Source organism: Serratia sp. Res13-Sevr-LER1-36-b (genome assembly GCF_015673035.1).
Lineage (GTDB): Bacteria > Pseudomonadota > Gammaproteobacteria > Enterobacterales > Enterobacteriaceae > Chania > Chania fonticola_C.
Genome location: NZ_JADACK010000044.1, coordinates 59,875 through 75,944, shown reverse-complemented (window position 1 = coordinate 75,944; position 16,070 = coordinate 59,875). Strand labels below are relative to the sequence as shown.

16 protein-coding genes and 3 tRNA genes are annotated in these 16,070 nt (G+C 54.4%); 10 read left to right on the top strand and 9 right to left on the bottom strand.

All coding sequences use genetic code 11. The annotated features are described in order from the left end of the window. Nucleotides 1–169 precede the first annotated feature (169 nt). Nucleotides 170–1,420 carry an N-acetylmuramoyl-L-alanine amidase AmiC gene (gene amiC / locus IMQ33_RS24210; RefSeq protein ID WP_024484292.1) on the top strand — a complete coding sequence of 417 codons (1,251 nt, stop codon included), beginning with the start codon at nucleotides 170–172 and terminating at the stop codon, nucleotides 1,418–1,420. A 103-nt stretch (nucleotides 1,421–1,523) separates the two neighbouring features. Here amiC and IMQ33_RS24205 read toward each other — a convergent pair. From IMQ33_RS24205 to IMQ33_RS24195, 3 genes are all read right to left on the bottom strand, one after another. After that, nucleotides 1,524–1,600: transfer RNA gene (locus tag IMQ33_RS24205), tRNA-Met, on the bottom strand. 63 nt (nucleotides 1,601–1,663) lie between these two features. Then, nucleotides 1,664–1,740, bottom strand: a tRNA-Met gene (locus tag IMQ33_RS24200). A 65-nt stretch (nucleotides 1,741–1,805) separates the two neighbouring features. Further along, nucleotides 1,806–1,882 (bottom strand) — tRNA-Met (locus IMQ33_RS24195). A gap of 237 nt (nucleotides 1,883–2,119) precedes the next feature. On the opposite strand from IMQ33_RS24195, the gene mltA reads away from it, so the two are divergent. Together mltA and tcdA are read left to right on the top strand one after the other, a co-directional pair. After that, nucleotides 2,120–3,265 (top strand): murein transglycosylase A, encoded by a 1,146-nt coding sequence (gene mltA / locus IMQ33_RS24190; protein ID WP_173408822.1) that lies wholly within the window; start codon nucleotides 2,120–2,122, stop codon nucleotides 3,263–3,265. A gap of 78 nt (nucleotides 3,266–3,343) precedes the next feature. After that, nucleotides 3,344–4,150: a tRNA cyclic N6-threonylcarbamoyladenosine(37) synthase TcdA gene (gene tcdA, locus IMQ33_RS24185; protein ID WP_024529484.1), complete on the top strand. Its 807-nt coding sequence runs from the start codon at nucleotides 3,344–3,346 to the stop codon at nucleotides 4,148–4,150. Here the strand turns inward: tcdA and csdE are convergent. Then, nucleotides 4,141–4,575: a cysteine desulfurase sulfur acceptor subunit CsdE gene (gene csdE / locus IMQ33_RS24180; RefSeq protein ID WP_196062808.1), complete on the bottom strand. Its 435-nt coding sequence runs from the start codon at nucleotides 4,573–4,575 to the stop codon at nucleotides 4,141–4,143. The two genes, tcdA and csdE, sit on opposite strands and share 10 nt — an antisense overlap. A 19-nt stretch (nucleotides 4,576–4,594) precedes the next feature. After that, nucleotides 4,595–5,800: a cysteine desulfurase CsdA gene (gene csdA, locus IMQ33_RS24175; RefSeq protein WP_173410119.1), complete on the bottom strand. Its 1,206-nt coding sequence runs from the start codon at nucleotides 5,798–5,800 to the stop codon at nucleotides 4,595–4,597. A gap of 193 nt (nucleotides 5,801–5,993) precedes the next feature. Here csdA and IMQ33_RS24170 point away from each other — a divergent pair, with 193 nt between their 5' ends. The 4 genes from IMQ33_RS24170 (at nucleotide 5,994) to rlmM (ending at nucleotide 9,217) form a co-directional block, all read left to right on the top strand. Next, entirely contained in the window at nucleotides 5,994–6,218 is a 225-nt protein-coding gene (locus IMQ33_RS24170) for a YgdI/YgdR family lipoprotein (protein WP_024484297.1), read from the top strand. Nucleotides 6,219–6,755: 537 nt separating this feature from the next. Further along, complete coding sequence (locus IMQ33_RS24165) at nucleotides 6,756–7,673, top strand: transcriptional regulator GcvA (RefSeq protein ID WP_024484298.1); 918 nt, start codon at nucleotides 6,756–6,758, stop codon at nucleotides 7,671–7,673. A gap of 52 nt (nucleotides 7,674–7,725) precedes the next feature. Then, nucleotides 7,726–8,121: a DUF423 domain-containing protein gene (locus IMQ33_RS24160; RefSeq protein WP_024484299.1), complete on the top strand. Its 396-nt coding sequence runs from the start codon at nucleotides 7,726–7,728 to the stop codon at nucleotides 8,119–8,121. Next, on the top strand, nucleotides 8,114–9,217 hold the full coding sequence (rlmM, locus tag IMQ33_RS24155; protein WP_065684153.1) for a 23S rRNA (cytidine(2498)-2'-O)-methyltransferase RlmM: 1,104 nt from the start codon (nucleotides 8,114–8,116) through the stop codon (nucleotides 9,215–9,217). Before IMQ33_RS24160 ends, rlmM begins: the two co-directional genes overlap by 8 nt. A 30-nt stretch (nucleotides 9,218–9,247) precedes the next feature. On the opposite strand, the gene xni is transcribed toward rlmM, so the two are convergent. The 3 genes from xni to queF form a co-directional block, all read right to left on the bottom strand. Beyond that, on the bottom strand, nucleotides 9,248–10,006 hold the full coding sequence (xni, locus tag IMQ33_RS24150; RefSeq protein ID WP_173408824.1) for a flap endonuclease Xni: 759 nt from the start codon (nucleotides 10,004–10,006) through the stop codon (nucleotides 9,248–9,250). Between the two features lie 58 nt (nucleotides 10,007–10,064). Then, nucleotides 10,065–11,429 carry a nucleotide 5'-monophosphate nucleosidase PpnN gene (gene ppnN, locus IMQ33_RS24145; RefSeq protein WP_021179892.1) on the bottom strand — a complete coding sequence of 455 codons (1,365 nt, stop codon included), beginning with the start codon at nucleotides 11,427–11,429 and terminating at the stop codon, nucleotides 10,065–10,067. Nucleotides 11,430–11,612: 183 nt separating this feature from the next. Beyond that, complete coding sequence (gene queF, locus IMQ33_RS24140) at nucleotides 11,613–12,458, bottom strand: NADPH-dependent 7-cyano-7-deazaguanine reductase QueF (protein ID WP_065684155.1); 846 nt, start codon at nucleotides 12,456–12,458, stop codon at nucleotides 11,613–11,615. Between the two features lie 63 nt (nucleotides 12,459–12,521). On the opposite strand from queF, the gene syd reads away from it, so the two are divergent. Beyond that, complete coding sequence (gene syd, locus IMQ33_RS24135) at nucleotides 12,522–13,070, top strand: SecY-interacting protein (protein WP_173408826.1); 549 nt, start codon at nucleotides 12,522–12,524, stop codon at nucleotides 13,068–13,070. Nucleotides 13,071–13,689: 619 nt separating this feature from the next. Here syd and IMQ33_RS24130 read toward each other — a convergent pair. Next, entirely contained in the window at nucleotides 13,690–14,928 is a 1,239-nt protein-coding gene (locus tag IMQ33_RS24130) for an MFS transporter (protein ID WP_024484305.1), read from the bottom strand. 152 nt (nucleotides 14,929–15,080) lie between these two features. Here IMQ33_RS24130 and IMQ33_RS24125 point away from each other — a divergent pair, with 152 nt between their 5' ends. Together IMQ33_RS24125 and IMQ33_RS24120 are read left to right on the top strand one after the other, a co-directional pair. Further along, complete coding sequence (locus IMQ33_RS24125; protein WP_024484306.1) at nucleotides 15,081–15,407, top strand: YqcC family protein; 327 nt, start codon at nucleotides 15,081–15,083, stop codon at nucleotides 15,405–15,407. Nucleotides 15,408–15,614: 207 nt separating this feature from the next. Then, nucleotides 15,615–16,058 carry a hypothetical protein gene (locus tag IMQ33_RS24120; RefSeq protein ID WP_065684157.1) on the top strand — a complete coding sequence of 148 codons (444 nt, stop codon included), beginning with the start codon at nucleotides 15,615–15,617 and terminating at the stop codon, nucleotides 16,056–16,058. Nucleotides 16,059–16,070 lie beyond the last annotated feature (12 nt).

Genomic DNA, 16,070 nt, shown 5'->3' with positions numbered 1-16,070 from the left:
CAAAGGCAAGTAGGAAATGAGCACGATTTTTCTGACAAATGCGCTAACTGATTAATAAATTGAAAGATCATAAAAAGATTTTCTGATGACAGCGGTGAATGGATTGGGTAAAGTTTTTGCCATTGTTTTTTTTTGCTGTTTTTTTAATCGTTATTTTTACCGGAGCCGCATGCCTAACTCAAATCACAATCCGGGCCGCCGTCGTTTGTTGCAGGGGGTTGCCGCAACCTGGTTGCTGAGTGTGAGTCGCGTTGGTTTCGCCGCTGCTTCTCATGTGATTGCCGTCCGTGTCTGGCCTTCTTCGACCTATACCCGAGTCACGCTGGAATCCAATGTTCCACTGAAATACAAACAGTTTGCCCTGACCAATCCAGAGCGCATCGTGGTGGATGTGGAAGGGGTACAGCTAAATAGCGTGCTTAAAGGTATCGCCGGGCAGGTGCGCAAAGAAGATCCCTATCTGAAACAGGCGCGGGTCGGCCAGTTTGACAAGAATACCGTCAGGCTGGTGCTGGAACTCAAGCAAAGCGTCAGCCCAAATATGTTTACCCTGACACCCGTCTCCGAATACCGTAACCGCCTGGTGATGGATCTTTATCCTACCAAGGGGGGCAGCGGTGAAGAGTATGATCCGCTGTTGGCGTTACTGGAAGATTACAACAAGGGCGATCTGGAGCGGACGTTACCGGCGGAAGCACCGCAGGCCGGTAAGGCTGGGCGCGATCGGCCGATTGTGATCATGCTGGATCCTGGACACGGAGGTGAAGATCCGGGGGCTATTGGCAAAAACAAAACCCGTGAAAAAGACATCGTGCTGCAGATTGCCCGCCGTCTCAGTGCGTTGATCAAACGCGAACCCAACATGAGAGTGTTTATGACGCGCAATGAAGACGTGTTTATTCCCTTGAAGGTGCGCGTAGCCAAAGCTCGTAAGCAGCGGGCCGATCTGTTCGTCTCGATCCACGCCGATGCTTTCAGCAATCGTTCGGCACGCGGTTCCTCGGTGTTTGCGCTTTCTACCAAAGGGGCAACCAGCAACGCCGCCAAGTTTTTGGCGCAAACCCAGAATGCCGCCGACGATATTGGCGGGGTTAGCAAGAGTGGCGATCGCTACCTGGATCACACCATGTTCGATCTATTGCAGACCGCCACCGTCAATGACAGTTTGAAGTTCGGTAAGGAAGTGCTGAACCGGATGGGTAAAATTAACCGTCTGCATAAGAATCGTGTCGATCAGGCCGGCTTTGCCGTATTGAAGGCCCCGGATATTCCGTCGATCCTGGTGGAAACGGCGTTTATCAGCAATCTGGAAGAAGAGCGCAAGCTGCGCACCAGCCATTTTCAGCAGCAGGTGGCGCAATCTATTCTGGCTGGGATCAAAGCCTATTTCGCCAACGGTGGCGCATTGGCACGGCGTTAAACCAGCGTAGCCCAAGGAGGGGCGGCGTGGTTAATGGGGAAGGTAGGGGAAATACAGATACAAAAAAACACCCGTTAAGGTGCTTGTCTGATGTTATCAAGATTGGTTGCGGGGGCCAGATTTGAACTGACGACCTTCGGGTTATGAGCCCGACGAGCTACCGGGCTGCTCCACCCCGCGTCCGTCTTGATACTGATATTATCGAACCAACCCTTCATGTGATACCGCCATTGCCGTATCGGTTGGTTGCGGGGGCCGGATTTGAACCGACGACCTTCGGGTTATGAGCCCGACGAGCTACCAGGCTGCTCCACCCCGCGTCCGTATAATACCTTTTCTTTCATCGAATCCAACCTGTTTTTGATACCGTTATCACAGTATCGGTTGGTTGCGGGGGCCAGATTTGAACTGACGACCTTCGGGTTATGAGCCCGACGAGCTACCAGGCTGCTCCACCCCGCGTCCGATGGAAGCGCACTATACTCTCCAGGCATTTTGTTGCAAACCCTTTTTGCATATAATTCACCGAAAGCCATTTTTATGCTGCATTAGTCCCCAATTTGCGTTTTTTTTCATCATAATCATCTGGCTGGGAATTTTTAGCGGTAGCGATTCCTTTATCTATAGCCGTTTGTTATCGTTCAGCCAGTTTACCCGTATCCATTGGGTATGGAACATATCAGTCTGAGAGAGTGTGCAATGAAAGGACGTTGGGGCAAATACCTGCTCGGTGGGTTAGTGATTACGGTACTGGCCGGTTGTTCGTCAAAACCGACCGACCGGGGGCAGCAGTATAAAGATGGTCATCTGGATCAGTCGCTGGAGTTGGTGAATCGGCCCAATGCCAGAGGCGCCCCGATCAACGGCCAGGATTACTCCAACCAGCTGATGGAGATTAAATACGCTTCGCCGTCGCTGTTTAACCGCAATAACTCCACCTATCAGGCGGTGCAAAACTGGATGGCGGCGGGGGCGGATACGCGCCAACTGAACCAATTCGGCCTCAGCGCCTATCAGATGGAAGGCGTAGATAGCTATGGCAACGTCCAGTTCACTGGCTATTACACCCCGGTGCTGCAGGCTCGTTATACCCAACAGGGGGAATTCCGCTACCCGCTGTACAGCATGCCAGCCAAAGGCAAGCGCCGCCTGCCGGATCGTGCCGGTATCTACTCAGGGGCGCTGGACAGCCGTTACATCATTGCTTACACCAACTCCCTGATGGATAACTTCATGATGGAAGTGCAGGGCAGCGGCTATGTTGATTTCGGCAACGGCCAGCCATTGGTGTTCTTTGGTTATAGCGGCAAGAACGGCCATGCTTACCGCAGTATCGGCAAGGTGCTGATCGATCGCGGTGAAGTGGCCAAGGCCGATATGTCAATGCAGGCCATTCGCCAGTGGGCGGATACCCACAGCGAAGCTGAAGTGCGCGAACTGCTGGAGCAAAACCCGTCGTTCGTGTTCTTCCACCCGGTGCCTTTCGCTCCGGTGAAAGGGGCCAGCGCGGTGCCGCTGATCGCCAAAGCCTCAGTGGCTTCCGATCGCTCCCTGATCCCGGCTGGTACCACGTTGCTGGCAGAAGTCCCTCTACTGGACAACAAGGGCAAGTTCACGGGAAAATATGAAATGCGCCTGATGGTCGCTCTTGACGTGGGTGGCGCCATCAAGGGCCAGCATTTTGATATGTACCAGGGGATTGGCCCAGAAGCCGGTCACTCGGCCGGGTTCTACAATCACTATGGCCGGGTCTGGGTATTGAAAGGCGGTAATCCTGGGGCGCAGCTGTTTAGCGCCAATCAGCCATTGACCGCCTCGAGTGGTTCCCAGTTGGTGACTCGCTGAGAACGATGGCATATAGATTGACCCGCAGGGCCGGATCTTCCGGCCCTGACTATTTGCAACCAAGGTAAGTAAAGCGAAATGAGTACAGCCTATTCAGAGGCCTATCTTCAGCGTTTTGGCGGCACGGCGCGCCTGTATGGCCAACCGGCATTGGCATTGTTTGCCCAGGCGCACGTTTGTGTGATCGGCATTGGCGGGGTCGGTTCATGGGCGGCTGAAGCGCTGGCGCGAACCGGCATTGGTGCGATCACTCTGATCGACATGGATGACGTATGCGTCACCAACACCAACCGGCAGATCCATGCTTTGCGCCAGCATGTTGGCCAGTCGAAGACCGAAGTGATGGCGGAACGGATCCTGGCGATCAACCCGGAATGCCGGGTGACCTGCGTGGATGATTTTATTACCCCGGACAACGTCGCCGAGCTGTTGAACCATAATTTCAGCTATGTGATTGATGCGATCGACAGCGTGCGGCCCAAAGCGGCGTTGTTGGCCTATTGCCGACGTTTCAAGATCCCGGTAGTCACTACCGGCGGTGCCGGTGGGCAGATCGATCCTACGCAGATCGCCGTGGCCGATCTGGCCAAAACCATCCAGGATCCGTTGGCAGCCAAGCTGCGTGAAAGGTTGAAGAACGACTTTAATGTGGTGAAAAACAGCAAAGGCAAGCTGGGGATCGACTGCGTCTTCTCCACCGAGCCGCTGGTGTATCCGCAGCCGGATGGTTCAGTGTGTGCCTCACGCAGTACCGCAGAAGGGCCAAAGAGAATGGATTGCAGCGCGGGTTTTGGTGCGGCGACCATGGTCACCGCGACTTTTGGCTTTATTGCCGTCTCCCACGCGTTGAAGAAGATGGTGGCAAAGGCGGCTCGTCAGGCATAGCTGGCAGCGATGGCGTGCACCCTTGTCGCCAAGGCTGCCAGGCCGCTGGTTCGGGTAGCGCTGAGTTGTGCACGCAGCGCCAAGCTATCAAACAGGGCCAAGGGATCGATGGCTAGTACCTGCTGCGGCGTTTTGCCTTCGACGGCGGTCAGCAGGATCGCCAGCAGGCCGCGCACAATGCGTCCTTCGCTGTCGCCATAAAAATGCAGTGTTCCATCAGCCAACCGCTGGTGCCCCAACCAGACCCGGTTTTCGCAACCGCTCAGTTCCATCTCCGTATGCCGCAGGTCGTCCGCCAGCGATGGTAAGCGTTTCGCCAGCATGATCAGTTGGCGGTAACGGTCTTCCCACTGTTTTAGCGCGCTGAAGGTTGCTATCAGCGTCTCGGCGGTGATTTCACGGCCAAAAGGGTGAGGGGCAAGCATCGGTTCTCCATTTTGCATCTTATTCCGCCAGTAATTCGATGGCGTTAGTTAACGCCAGCACCAGAGCATCGACGTCTTGCGGCGTATTATAAGGCGCAAATGACGCACGTAACGTTCCGCTGACCCCTAATGCGGCGATCAATGGTTGGGCGCAGTGTTGGCCTGCGCGGACCGCGATGTTCTGTTCGGCTAGCAGGGTGACGATATCGCTGTGGTGGATCCCGGCGATATCAAAGGCCAGCAGGCTGGAGCCGGAACTGCGGAAGCTGCGAAATCCGGGTAATTGCTGCAAACGCTGTTCGGCATTTTGCGCCAGAGCGCGGCTGTATTGTTCGGCGGCGGCCATATCCTGCGTTTCCAGCCAGCTCAACGCGGCACCCAGCCCCAGCACTCCGGCAATATTTGGCGTACCGGCTTCAAAACAGTGCGGCGGTTTTTGTGGCGTAAAGCCGCTGAAAGAAGCCTGCGTCAGCATTTTCCCTCCGCCTTGCCATGGCCCCATTTGGGCCAGCAACGCGGTTTTGCCATACAACGCACCAATGCCAGTTGGGCCATAGAGTTTATGCGCTGAGAAGGCGTAGAAATCGATATCGAGCCGCTGAACGTCGGCAGGGCAATGCACAATGCCCTGTGCGCCGTCGATCATCACTACCGCGTTCACCGCATGAGCCAACTCGATAGCCAGCGCGATATCCGGGCAGCCTCCCGTGACGTTGGACATTTGCCCCAAGGCCAGAATGCGGGTTTTCTCGCACAATAGGGTAGGGAGCAGCGTCAAATCTGGCAGGCGATCGGGGCCAAGCGGCAGCTTTACCACTTTGGCACCGGTCTGTTCTGCCACCATCAACCACGGGATCAGGTTGGCATGATGCTCCGCCTCGCTAACCAGGATCTGATCCCCAGGCTGCAGGCGTGGGCGAGCATAGCTCTGCGCGACCAGATTGATGGCTTCCGTGGTGCCACGGGTCCAAACGATATCGTCCGCACAGGGGGCATTAATCAAGGTGGCGACCTGCTGGCGTGCCTGTTCAAAGCGCTGGGTCAAATCCTGCGCCGCACGATGTTGGCTACGGTGTACGGTGGCGGCATCTGCGCTGTAAAACTGCTGCGTGGCGTCGATCACCGCCTGCGGTTTTAGCGCGGTAGCGGCACTGTCCAGATAAATTCCTGCCTGTTGAAGGGCCGGGAACTGGCTGCGGAACAAGGTAGGCTCAAAAGGCTTCATCGGCTGATTATCAGTGGCTTTGTCAGCCATTGATCCTGTCCTATTTTGCCGTCAGAGACAAGTTGTCCCGAACAATTGTCGCTGTTTTCTGGAAATCTGACGAAAGTTTGTTATGCTGAATATTGGCGTTCGAATGAGTCCCTTAAATAACAGAAATGAGTTTTACAGCATTTTTATCTACAAGGAGTCACAAATGAACAAGACAGCCGCAGTTATCTCTGCCCTGATGCTTACGTTTACCCTATCAGCCTGCTCAAGCAACTACGTCATGCATACCAGCGATGGGCGCACCATTGTCGCCGATGGAAAACCCAAGGTGGATGACGATACCGGGATGATCAGCTACAAAGACGCCAACGGCGTTGAGCAGCAGATTAACCGTGCCGACGTGAAGGAAATGGTTGAAGGTAATCAGTAATTTTCAGATAAAACAGTAAGTTTCAGGCAAAAAAAAGCACCGCGAAGTTGGCGGTGCTGCATAAAATCACTATGGACAGACAGGGTAAATGTACAGGAAGTGAAAAACAGTAGCCTAGCTACCATGTCCGAATTGGCGGACAAATTGCAAACACAACATCACAACCACAAGCCAAAAGTTCATCGGCGTCCTCGACACCCAATCCCTTTTCGTTCCGGCCCAGGAAGTGTCGCCACTATAGGTATTTACTGGCGCATGCTCAACGGACAATTTATAATGGCTCGGATTAAAAAAACTAATGGCAATAGTCCACGCGGATGGGCTAGTGGCGTTATGTATCGTGCAGCCTGATCTCGTTTGCGAAACCCGGTGGTCATTTGTTACATAAATGTAACTAAAGCCGATGAATTGCAGATTGGCCGCGTAGGCATATCCTTGCGCTCGCGGCATTTGAACATCCCTGTTCGGCACAGCCAGGCGGCATAAAGGCGCATTCAGCCGACAACGCCGCAGTTTGCAATACAAAAGGGTTAATTCATGTCTAAACGTCTCCCTCCACTTAATGCTCTGCGGGTTTTTGACGCGGCAGCCCGCCATTTGAGTTTTACCAAGGCGGCAGAGGAGCTGTTTGTTACCCAGGCCGCAGTCAGCCACCAGATCAAGTCTCTGGAGGATTTCCTGGGGCTGAAACTGTTTCGACGGCGTAACCGTTCGCTGCTGCTGACGGAAGAGGGGCAGAGTTATTACCTGGATATCAAAGAGATCTTCTCTTCGATCAATGAGGCAACACGCAAGCTTCAGGCTCGCAGTGCCAAGGGGGCTTTGACCGTCAGCCTGCCGCCCAGTTTCGCCATTCAGTGGCTGGTGCCACGTCTTTCCAGCTTTAACTCAGCTTATCCGGGGATCGATGTGCGCATCCAGGCTATTGACCGCGAAGAAGAAAAGCTGGCGGATGATGTTGACGTGGCGATCTTTTATGGCCGTGGCAACTGGCCGGGAGTGCGCACCGAGCGTTTGTATGCGGAATATCTGCTGCCGGTTTGTTCTCCCAGCCTGTTAATGGGCGATCATGCACTGAAAGTGCCGGGCGATCTGGCTTATCATACGCTTCTGCATGATACTTCACGCCGCGACTGGCTGGCATACACCCGCCAACTGGGGTTACAGCATATCAACGTGCAGCAAGGGCCGATCTTTAGCCATAGCGCCATGGTGGTTCAGGCGGCCGTTCACGGCCAGGGGATTGCGCTGGTGAATAACGTGATGGCGCAAACCGAGATCGAAGCCGGTCGGCTGGTCTGCCCGTTTAACGATGTGTTGGTAAGTAAAAACGCTTTTTATCTGGTATGTCATGACAGCCAGGCAGAACTGGGTAAAATAGCCGCCTTTCGCCAATGGATCTTGGCGCGTGCGGCCAGCGAACAGGAGAAGTTCCGCTTTCGCTATGAACAATAAGGCCGGCTGCGGTGACGTTGTGGCTGGTTAATCTCGATTAAGGTGAATAATGATGAGTAGCCGTTCTATGCTGATTTTTGCTGCTATCAGTGGTTTTGTCTATGTTGCTCTGGGCGCGTTTGGTGCGCACGTATTGAGTAGTGCGCTTGGGGTCAATGAAATGGCCTGGATCCGCACCGGGCTTGATTATCAGGGGTTCCATACTCTGGCTATCCTGGGGCTGGCTGTTGCCATGCAGCGTCGGGTCAGCCTGTGGTTTTACTGGAGCGGAGCGCTGTTGGCGCTCGGCACCGTGTTGTTCAGCGGCAGCCTGTACTGTCTGGCGCTGTCTCACCAAAAGGTTTGGGTTTATGTCACGCCAGTAGGCGGGACCTGCTTCCTGATCGGTTGGGCATTGATGTTGATTGGCGCTTTGCGTCTGAGGAAAAAGGCCGAGCGCCATGAATAAGATCGCGTTGTACTGCCGCCAAGGCTTTGAGAAAGAGTGCGCGGCGGAAATTACCGACAAGGCCGCCCAGTTGGAAGTGTTTGGCTTTGCCAGGGTTAAAGACAACAGCGGCTATGTGCTGTTTGAATGCTATCAGCCGGACGATGCCGATCGCCTGGCGAAAGAAATCCCGTTCCGTGAGCTGATCTTTGCCCGCCAGATGTTGGTGGTGGGAGAACTGCTGCGTGATTTGCCGCCGGAAGATCGGGTTTCACCGATTGTCGGCATGCTGATGGGCGTGGTCGACCGCGGCGGTGAATTACGGGTAGAAGTGCCAGATACCAACGAAAGCAAAGAGCTGCTGAAGTTCTGCCGCAAGCTGACTGTGCCGCTGCGCGGTGCATTGCGTGAGCAGAAAGTGCTGATGGCGCGTGAGAATCCCTCTCGTCCAGTGGTTCACGTGTTCTTTATCGCGCCGGGTTGTTGCTACGTGGGGTATTCCTACAGCAACAATAACTCCCCGTTCTATATGGGGATCCCGCGGCTGAAGTTCCCGTCCGATGCACCAAGCCGTTCTACGCTGAAGCTGGAAGAGGCTTTCCACGTTTTCATCCCGGCAGATGAATGGGACGAGCGTTTAGGTAGCGGGATGTTTGCGGTCGATCTGGGGGCTTGCCCTGGCGGTTGGACCTATCAGTTGGTCAAACGCAGCATGATGGTGCATTCGGTGGACAACGGCCCGATGGCACAGAGCCTGATGGATACCGGGCAGGTGACCCATCATCGTGCCGACGGCTTCCGCTTTGAACCGACCACCAGCAAAAACTACTGGGTGGTGTGCGATATGGTGGAGAAACCGGCAAAAGTGACCAGCCTGATGATCCAATGGTTGCTCAAAGGCTGGTGCCGTGAGGCGATCTTTAACCTGAAGCTGCCGATGAAGAAGCGCTACGAAGAGGTGGCGCAGAACCTGCAAAGTATCCACGAAGCCTTGGCCAACGAGGGGATTAGCGCAGAGATCCATGCCAAGCAGCTGTACCACGATCGTGAAGAGATCACCGTACACGTGCGCCGCATGTGGTCAGCTATTCCTGGCCGCCGCGACGAGCGGGAGTAAGGCATATGGGCGTTGCTGCTGGCAGCGCCCTTACTTTGTTGGCAAACGTAACTGTTGTAGGTTGCCATCCAGCGTCAGATCGGTACGGAGGGTGGCGACCTGCTTGCTGATATAGGCCAGCTCGCGGTGCTCTAACAGCCTGCCGTGCCACTTCTCCGGCACCTGCTCCAGGTGTTGATACAGACCATCCAGACTCCCCATCTGTTGCAGCAGCAATACTGCCGTTTTTGGCCCGATACCGGCAACGCCTGGGATCTTGCTGCTACCAATGCCTGCCAGCCCCCAATAATCCGTGAGCTGTTGCGGTAACACGCCAAACTCTTGCTGCACAAACGGCATATCCAACCAGCGTTTCTGGAAGTAGTCACGGATCTGTACGCTGGGTGCCAGTAGTTGGCAGTAGCCTTTGTCGGTAGAGACAATCGTCACCTGGTGCCCGCCAGCGGCAATTTTGGCCGTCAGGGTCGCAGCCAGATCGTCCGCCTCATTGCCTGCAGAATGCCAACTGGCCACCCCAAGCTCGGCAAACGCTTCGCGCAGCTGCGGCATCTCCTGATGCAGGTTTTCCGGCATCGGCGAACGTCCGGCTTTGTAATCGGGCAGAATCTGATGGCGCCAGCTCTCGCTACGGTCGTCTTCGTCGAACACCGCCACGGCATGAGTGGGCTGGCTGTGTTGAATCAACTGCTGTAGCGCATGCTTGCAAGCGTTGACACAAGGGGAGCCTTGCACCGCATGAATGCGGCGGATTAAGTTCAAAGCATCGACAATCAGTAAATGTATAGGCATAGGTAAGGCAACAACGTCAGAAAATAAGGGCGGTTATGACGCCGCCCAGAGGTGATGATCAGGCTACAATTTCGTAGCAAGGTACGTAGGCGGTACCCGGCAGCTTCATACGGTGCTGGGCGACAAAGCCCTGCAACAGGTTGTCCATCTGCTTCATCATCAACGGATCGCCATGCAGCTTGTAAGGGCCGAACTGTTCGATGGCATGAATGCCGTTCTCCTTCACGTTACCCGCCACGATCCCCGAGAATGCACGGCGCAGGGCCGCGGCCAACTGTTCTGCAGGTTGATTCGGGTACAGGTTGAGGTTGGCCATGTTTTCATGGCTTGGCTCGAAGGGGAGCTGCAGATCCGGTGCAATGCGCATCGACCAGTTAAAGCTGTAAGCATCACCGGTATTGCGGCGGTTTTCTTTCACCAGCGGCATGGCCTTTTTCATCTGACGGGCCACTTCGGCCGGATCGTCGATGATGATGGTGTAGTGACGGCGGGCCTTCTCGCCCAGCGTATTCATGATGAATTCGTCCAGCACGCGGAAATAATCGGCGCTTTCTTTCGGCCCGGTGAGGATCAGCGGCAGTACCTGTTCGCTGTTTTCCGGGTTCATCAGAATGCCCAGCAGATAAAGCAGTTCTTCCGCAGTACCGACCCCGCCAGGGAAAATGATGATGCCGTGTGCGATCCGCACAAAGGCTTCCAGACGTTTTTCGATATCTGGCATGATCACCAGCTCGTTAACCAGTGGGTTTGGCGGCTCGGCGGCAATGATAGAGGGCTCGGTCATGCCGATAAAGCGGCTGTTGTGGTAGCGCTGCTGCGCATGACCGACGGCGGCCCCTTTCATTGGCGCTTCCATCGCCCCTGGCCCACAGCCGGTACAGATATTCAGCTCGCGCAGACCCAACTGGCTGCCGACCTTACGGGCATAAAGATATTCGTTTTCATTGATCGAGTGGCCACCCCAGCACACTACCATATTCGGGTCTTCGTCGAGGTGAAGCGTGCGGGCATTACGCAGGATGGAGAACACCAGATTGGTGATATGAATGGAGTCTTCCGAATTCAGGTGTTGGAAACGCCCGGCGCTGTCAATTTGGCCGTGGACAAACAGGATATCGCGCAGCACCGCAAACAGGTTGGCCTGCAGTGAACGAATAATGCGGCCATCAACGAAAGCCTCTTCTGGCGGGTTCACCAGCTCCAGTTTTACGCCGCGTTCACGGCGCAGCACGTTGATATCAAAGTTTTCATAACGCGATAGCAGCTGTTTGCTGTTGTCGGTCTGGCTGCCGGAGTTTAACACCGCCAGGGAGCAGTTGCGGAACAAACGGTACAGGTCGCTGCTGGCGGTACGCTTCAGCATGTCAACTTCCAGCTGCGACAACAAATCCATAGCGCCAAGTGGGCTGATATGTGTAATCAAGGTAACTCCTTTGCGCCCATAAATAGGGCGATAATAATCCTTACCTGTCTCTGTGCACTGCGGTAAGAATTTTGTATTGCCTACTGGAATGCCTGAGCAAAAAGCGGGCACTCTTGATTTAACCTTACCGCCGTCTCCGGATTTTTACCAATACAAACCGCCTGTTAGCTCAGTTGTTGAGCATTATTGGCGGGCCAGACGGCCATGCGCCGGTTCGAAGGCCACATTGCTGCGCCAAGGGTTGATATCCAGACCACCGCGCCGAGTATAGCGGGCATAAACGCTCAATTGTTGCGGCTGGCAGAAACGCAGCAGATCGTTAAAGATCCGCTCAACGCATTGTTCATGGAATTCGTTGTGATGGCGGAACGAAACCAGATAGCGCAGCAGGGCTTCACGGTTGATCTGCGGGCCGCGATAGCGGATTTGCACCGAGCCCCAATCAGGCTGGTTGGTGATCAGACAGTTGGACTTCAGCAGATGGCTGACCAGCGTTTCCTCTACGACTTGGCTACCGGCTGCGCCTTCTAGGTAGCCCGTATCGAACTCGTAGTTATCAATGCTGATGTCTTGGTGGTCAAGGCATTCGCCCTCCAACCGGGCGATTGGGCTGCCTTCAAGCCGATCGACGCTGAACAGGCTCACGCTGACATCCCCTTGCGCGCAGGCGGCGAGATCGCGTTGTAGCGTAGAGCGTACCGCTTCCCAGTCCGGGAAGTGGGTTTGGTTAAAGCTGTTGAGATAGAGCTTGAAGCTTTTGGACTCGATCAGGTTGACGCTGTTGGCATTCAGGCTGATTTCTCCCACCGCGACCTGCGGCAGCCCCTTGGCATTGAGCCAGGAAAGTTCATACAGCGTCCAGATATCGGCACCGTGGAACGGCAGGTTATCGGGATAAAGCCCCAGCGGCTCCCGGTTCATACTGCGAGGAACCGCTTGTAGCAGTGAGGCATCGTAGCTGTCACGGTATGCGGTTGGTTTGCCCAGCGTCAGTGCCGCCAGAGCCTGATGATCTTGATAGGAGGACATGAGCTGTCACCTTGGTGTGAGATAGGTACAATAGGCACCAGTTTACCGTATGCGAGAAAAAATATGGACCATGATGTATCGCACGCCCTGCGTGAATTTACCCAGCGCTATGTTGACGAATGGCAGCAGCAGTACGGCCATGCCCCGGCTAGCCAGGAACTGTACGGCGTGGCTTCCCCCTGTATTGTCGAAAATCGCGATGATACGGTGCTGTGGCTGCCGCAGCCTTTTACGCCAGCGGCTAGCCTGGAAAAGGTGGAGCAGGCGCTGGAACTGCAACTGCAGCCGGATATCCACACCTTCTATACCCAACAATATGCCGGGGATATGAGTGCGCAGTTTGGCGAGCATTCGTTGACGCTATTGCAGGTCTGGAGTGAAGACGACTTTATTCGCCTGCAGGAGAATCTGATTGGGCATCTGGTGACGCAAAAACGCCTTAAGCTCTCGCCTACGTTATTCCTGGCAACCACAGAATCGGAAATGACGGTGGTGTCGCTGTGTAATGTCAGCGGCAACGTGCTGCTTGAGCAATTTGGCAGCAAAAAACGCACGCTATTAGCCGCTTGTTTGGGGGATTTTCTCAATGCTTTACGCCCCAGAGTTAAGTAATTGGCTAATTTGCCTTTAGTGCGTGTGCGAGATCTCTTACAAAAGCTGTGAGAGATCGCTTTTAATTTTTCATTTTAGTTAGCCATTTTTTAATTATTAGTTATATATATCAGTTTGTTATGTTTTTTAGACGATGTAGGTTAAGTCAAATTTACTGTAATCCGTTCTACATGCCCTTGTTAACGGAAAGGAAATAAGCGATCTTATGTCTACCGGAAGGAAGCCGGATGGAGCAGGAAAGCGTCAGGATGATGCAGCTTCAGGAAGAAGAAAGGGATGCACTCAGGAAGAGTGAAAAGGATTGGTATCAGGATGATACACAGGATGTTTCAGGATTGAAACCAAGGACACCTCCAGGACGGAGATAGAGAGCCAGCACAGGATTGTTGGTGGGTCAGGAAGGCCGAGGAACCGCGTCAGGATGATGCTAGAGGATTTTGCGAAGGATTGTTTTGGTCAGGATGGCCGAAAGGAAAAGTTTTCAGGGATTGAGCAGGGAGCACACTTGTAGCGGGATTAGCTATAAAACGAACCGGGGGCACTGTTAACGCAGTGCCCCCAACTTTTTGTCTGGAGCAAAGGCCAGACAGCAAATCCTGCCTGGCTTCCCCCTCAAGGTTTACCCGATTGCCCCCAACGTATCGCCCGTGCTTTGTTTCTTCGGTAGCAGGAACAGCGTGGCGAAAATATCCAACAGGTAGATAGCAGCCAGCAGGCTGATCGCGGCGGTAAAGGAAACCTGAGTGACCAGCGCACCGATCACCAATGGCCCTAGCCCACCAACGCCGCGGCCCAGGTTGAACAGGATATTCTGTGCTGTGGCGCGAGCCTGTACCGGGTAGGTGTCAGAAATCAGCGCGCCGTAGCCACCAATCATCCCGTTAACAAACACCCCCATCAGTGCACCCGCAAACAGCATCAGCGTGGGATCGGTGAGCTGCGCATAGCTTATGACCATCACCACGGCACCAACCTGATAAATGACAAAGATGATCCAACGGGGAAAGCGGTCGGCCAATACGCCGAACAGCCAGATACCGAAGGTCATACCAATCACCGTGACCCCTGTCCAGACGCCGGATTTGGTCAGCGAGAAGCCAAAGTTTTTGGCCAGATAGGTCGGCATCCAGATCATCAGCCCGTAATAGCCAAAGTTCTGCACCGAGCAGAGGATAAAGATCCCCAGGCTGGCCTTGCTGGTGGCGCGATCTTTAAATAGCAGCTTTAATCGTTGAGTAAAGGAGAGTTGCTGTTCACTGGTTTTTTGCTGCGTAAACTCTTTGGGTTCGCCCATGGTTCGGCGAATAAGGAAGGAAACCAGCGCCGGCAGCAGGCCCACCAGGAACATGCCACGCCAGCCGATATAAGGTAACAACAGCGGGGTGAGGAAGGCTGCGGCAAGCACGCCGAGCTGCCAACCCATGCCCACATAGGCTGAGGCACGGTTACGCTTCTCAGCGGGCCAGGCTTCGGCGATCAACGCCATGCCAATACCGAATTCGCCACCCAGTCCAATCCCGGCCAGGGTGCGATAGGCAAGCAAGTCCCAGTAACCGACCGCAACGGCGCATAGGCCGGTAAACAGCGAAAACATCAGGATAGTGATGGTCAACACGCGGATGCGGCCAAAACGGTCGCTGAGATGGCCGAAGATCACGCCGCCAATCACTGCGCCGATCAATGTCCAGGTCACCAGCGAACCGGCTTGTGATGAGGTGAGACCCAGTTCAGTGGTGATCACCGGCAGCATAAAGCCGAGTATCAACAGATCGAAGCCGTCCATAGCATATCCGGTAACCGAAGCCAGCATGGCTTTACCGGGCGTAGCGTGATTTTTATTGAGTGATGTTGCGGGCATGTCTTTTATCATGAGTGATTTTTGGGTGCGCGTATTGTGCCGTGCCAGGCGTGGCGCCACCAGATAAAATTGGGTGCTTTGGGCTTAAATGTTATGCTTTGCGGCTTGCAGCCGTAGGCTGATTAACATGCTTAAATTGTTCGGGAATGTCGATGAGTATATCCAACCAGGTTCGCCACAATTTACAGGCGATTGAACAGTCCATGCGGGATTTGGCGTTGTGGCAGTTGACGCCGCCGGAAGCCGAGGCTTTTGCCAGCACGGAACCTTTTTGCATCGACAGCATGCAGGCCGAAGAGTGGTTGCAGTGGATACTGTTGCCAAGGATGCATGCGCTGCTCGATGCCAATGCGCCACTACCAACGCGTTTTGCCATCACCCCCTATTTTGAAGAAGCGCTAAAAGATAAACAGCCGAACTGCCTGCCGCTGCTGTTGCTGCTACAGCAGTTGGATTCACTGCTCAATATCGAGCTGTAATCGCGCTGTATGTTCGACCGTAGGGCGCCGCCGCATGCTGCGCCCGCTTAGCCTATCTGTTGTGAACTCGTTGCGTTTGATCAGCAATTTCCGATTTATGCGTGGTAATGCGCAATTCACGCGGTATGGCTACAATAGTGTTTCCACCGCCGTGTGGAACTAGTAGATAATGTGCACATTATCGCGAGTCACCAGGGAGGGTTTCGCTTGCTCAGACAAAATATATTCGGTTGGTCGGGGATCGCGCTAGGCGGTTTGGCGCTGTTATTGGCGATGGTGCATTTCTATGCCGGGCCATTTGCCCCTCAGCAGACGTTGGAAAGCCTCGTTGCGGGCAAAGCGGTGGCTATCAAAGAATCACTGTTGGCCTCATTGGCTGGCCATCAAATCCCCGAAAAGGTCTCGCGGCCTCAGTATGATGCCGATCGAATATTGAAGATCGTCACTGCCGTATTGGCGGTGGGGGCCGTGATCCTGGGCGCTATTGCTGGGGCGTGTAAGGAAAACCCGCGCGCGGTTTCTGCTGCGGTAATGCTCGGTATTGGTACGCTGGCTTTTCAAATTGCCATGTTTGCTTTTGGCGTGATCATGACCATTCTTCTTATTGTATTGGTGTTGTCACTGATTTCTGGAATTGGTGCGGGCTGTTAGCTGCTTAGGTTC

What these genes read in the sequence shown, in the direction of transcription:
- amiC (WP_024484292.1), top strand. Translation starts at nt 170, where the DNA reads ATGCCTAACTCAAATCACAATCCGGGCCGCCGTCGTTTGTTGCAGGGG.
- mltA (WP_173408822.1), top strand. Translation starts at nt 2,120, where the DNA reads ATGAAAGGACGTTGGGGCAAATACCTGCTCGGTGGGTTAGTGATTACG.
- tcdA (WP_024529484.1), top strand. Translation starts at nt 3,344, where the DNA reads ATGAGTACAGCCTATTCAGAGGCCTATCTTCAGCGTTTTGGCGGCACG.
- csdE (WP_196062808.1), bottom strand. Translation starts at nt 4,575, where the DNA reads ATGCTTGCCCCTCACCCTTTTGGCCGTGAAATCACCGCCGAGACGCTG.
- csdA (WP_173410119.1), bottom strand. Translation starts at nt 5,800, where the DNA reads ATGAAGCCTTTTGAGCCTACCTTGTTCCGCAGCCAGTTCCCGGCCCTT.
- IMQ33_RS24170 (WP_024484297.1), top strand. Translation starts at nt 5,994, where the DNA reads ATGAACAAGACAGCCGCAGTTATCTCTGCCCTGATGCTTACGTTTACC.
- IMQ33_RS24165 (WP_024484298.1), top strand. Translation starts at nt 6,756, where the DNA reads ATGTCTAAACGTCTCCCTCCACTTAATGCTCTGCGGGTTTTTGACGCG.
- IMQ33_RS24160 (WP_024484299.1), top strand. Translation starts at nt 7,726, where the DNA reads ATGAGTAGCCGTTCTATGCTGATTTTTGCTGCTATCAGTGGTTTTGTC.
- rlmM (WP_065684153.1), top strand. Translation starts at nt 8,114, where the DNA reads ATGAATAAGATCGCGTTGTACTGCCGCCAAGGCTTTGAGAAAGAGTGC.
- xni (WP_173408824.1), bottom strand. Translation starts at nt 10,006, where the DNA reads ATGCCTATACATTTACTGATTGTCGATGCTTTGAACTTAATCCGCCGC.
- queF (WP_065684155.1), bottom strand. Translation starts at nt 12,458, where the DNA reads ATGTCCTCCTATCAAGATCATCAGGCTCTGGCGGCACTGACGCTGGGC.
- syd (WP_173408826.1), top strand. Translation starts at nt 12,522, where the DNA reads ATGGACCATGATGTATCGCACGCCCTGCGTGAATTTACCCAGCGCTAT.
- IMQ33_RS24130 (WP_024484305.1), bottom strand. Translation starts at nt 14,928, where the DNA reads ATGCCCGCAACATCACTCAATAAAAATCACGCTACGCCCGGTAAAGCC.
- IMQ33_RS24125 (WP_024484306.1), top strand. Translation starts at nt 15,081, where the DNA reads ATGAGTATATCCAACCAGGTTCGCCACAATTTACAGGCGATTGAACAG.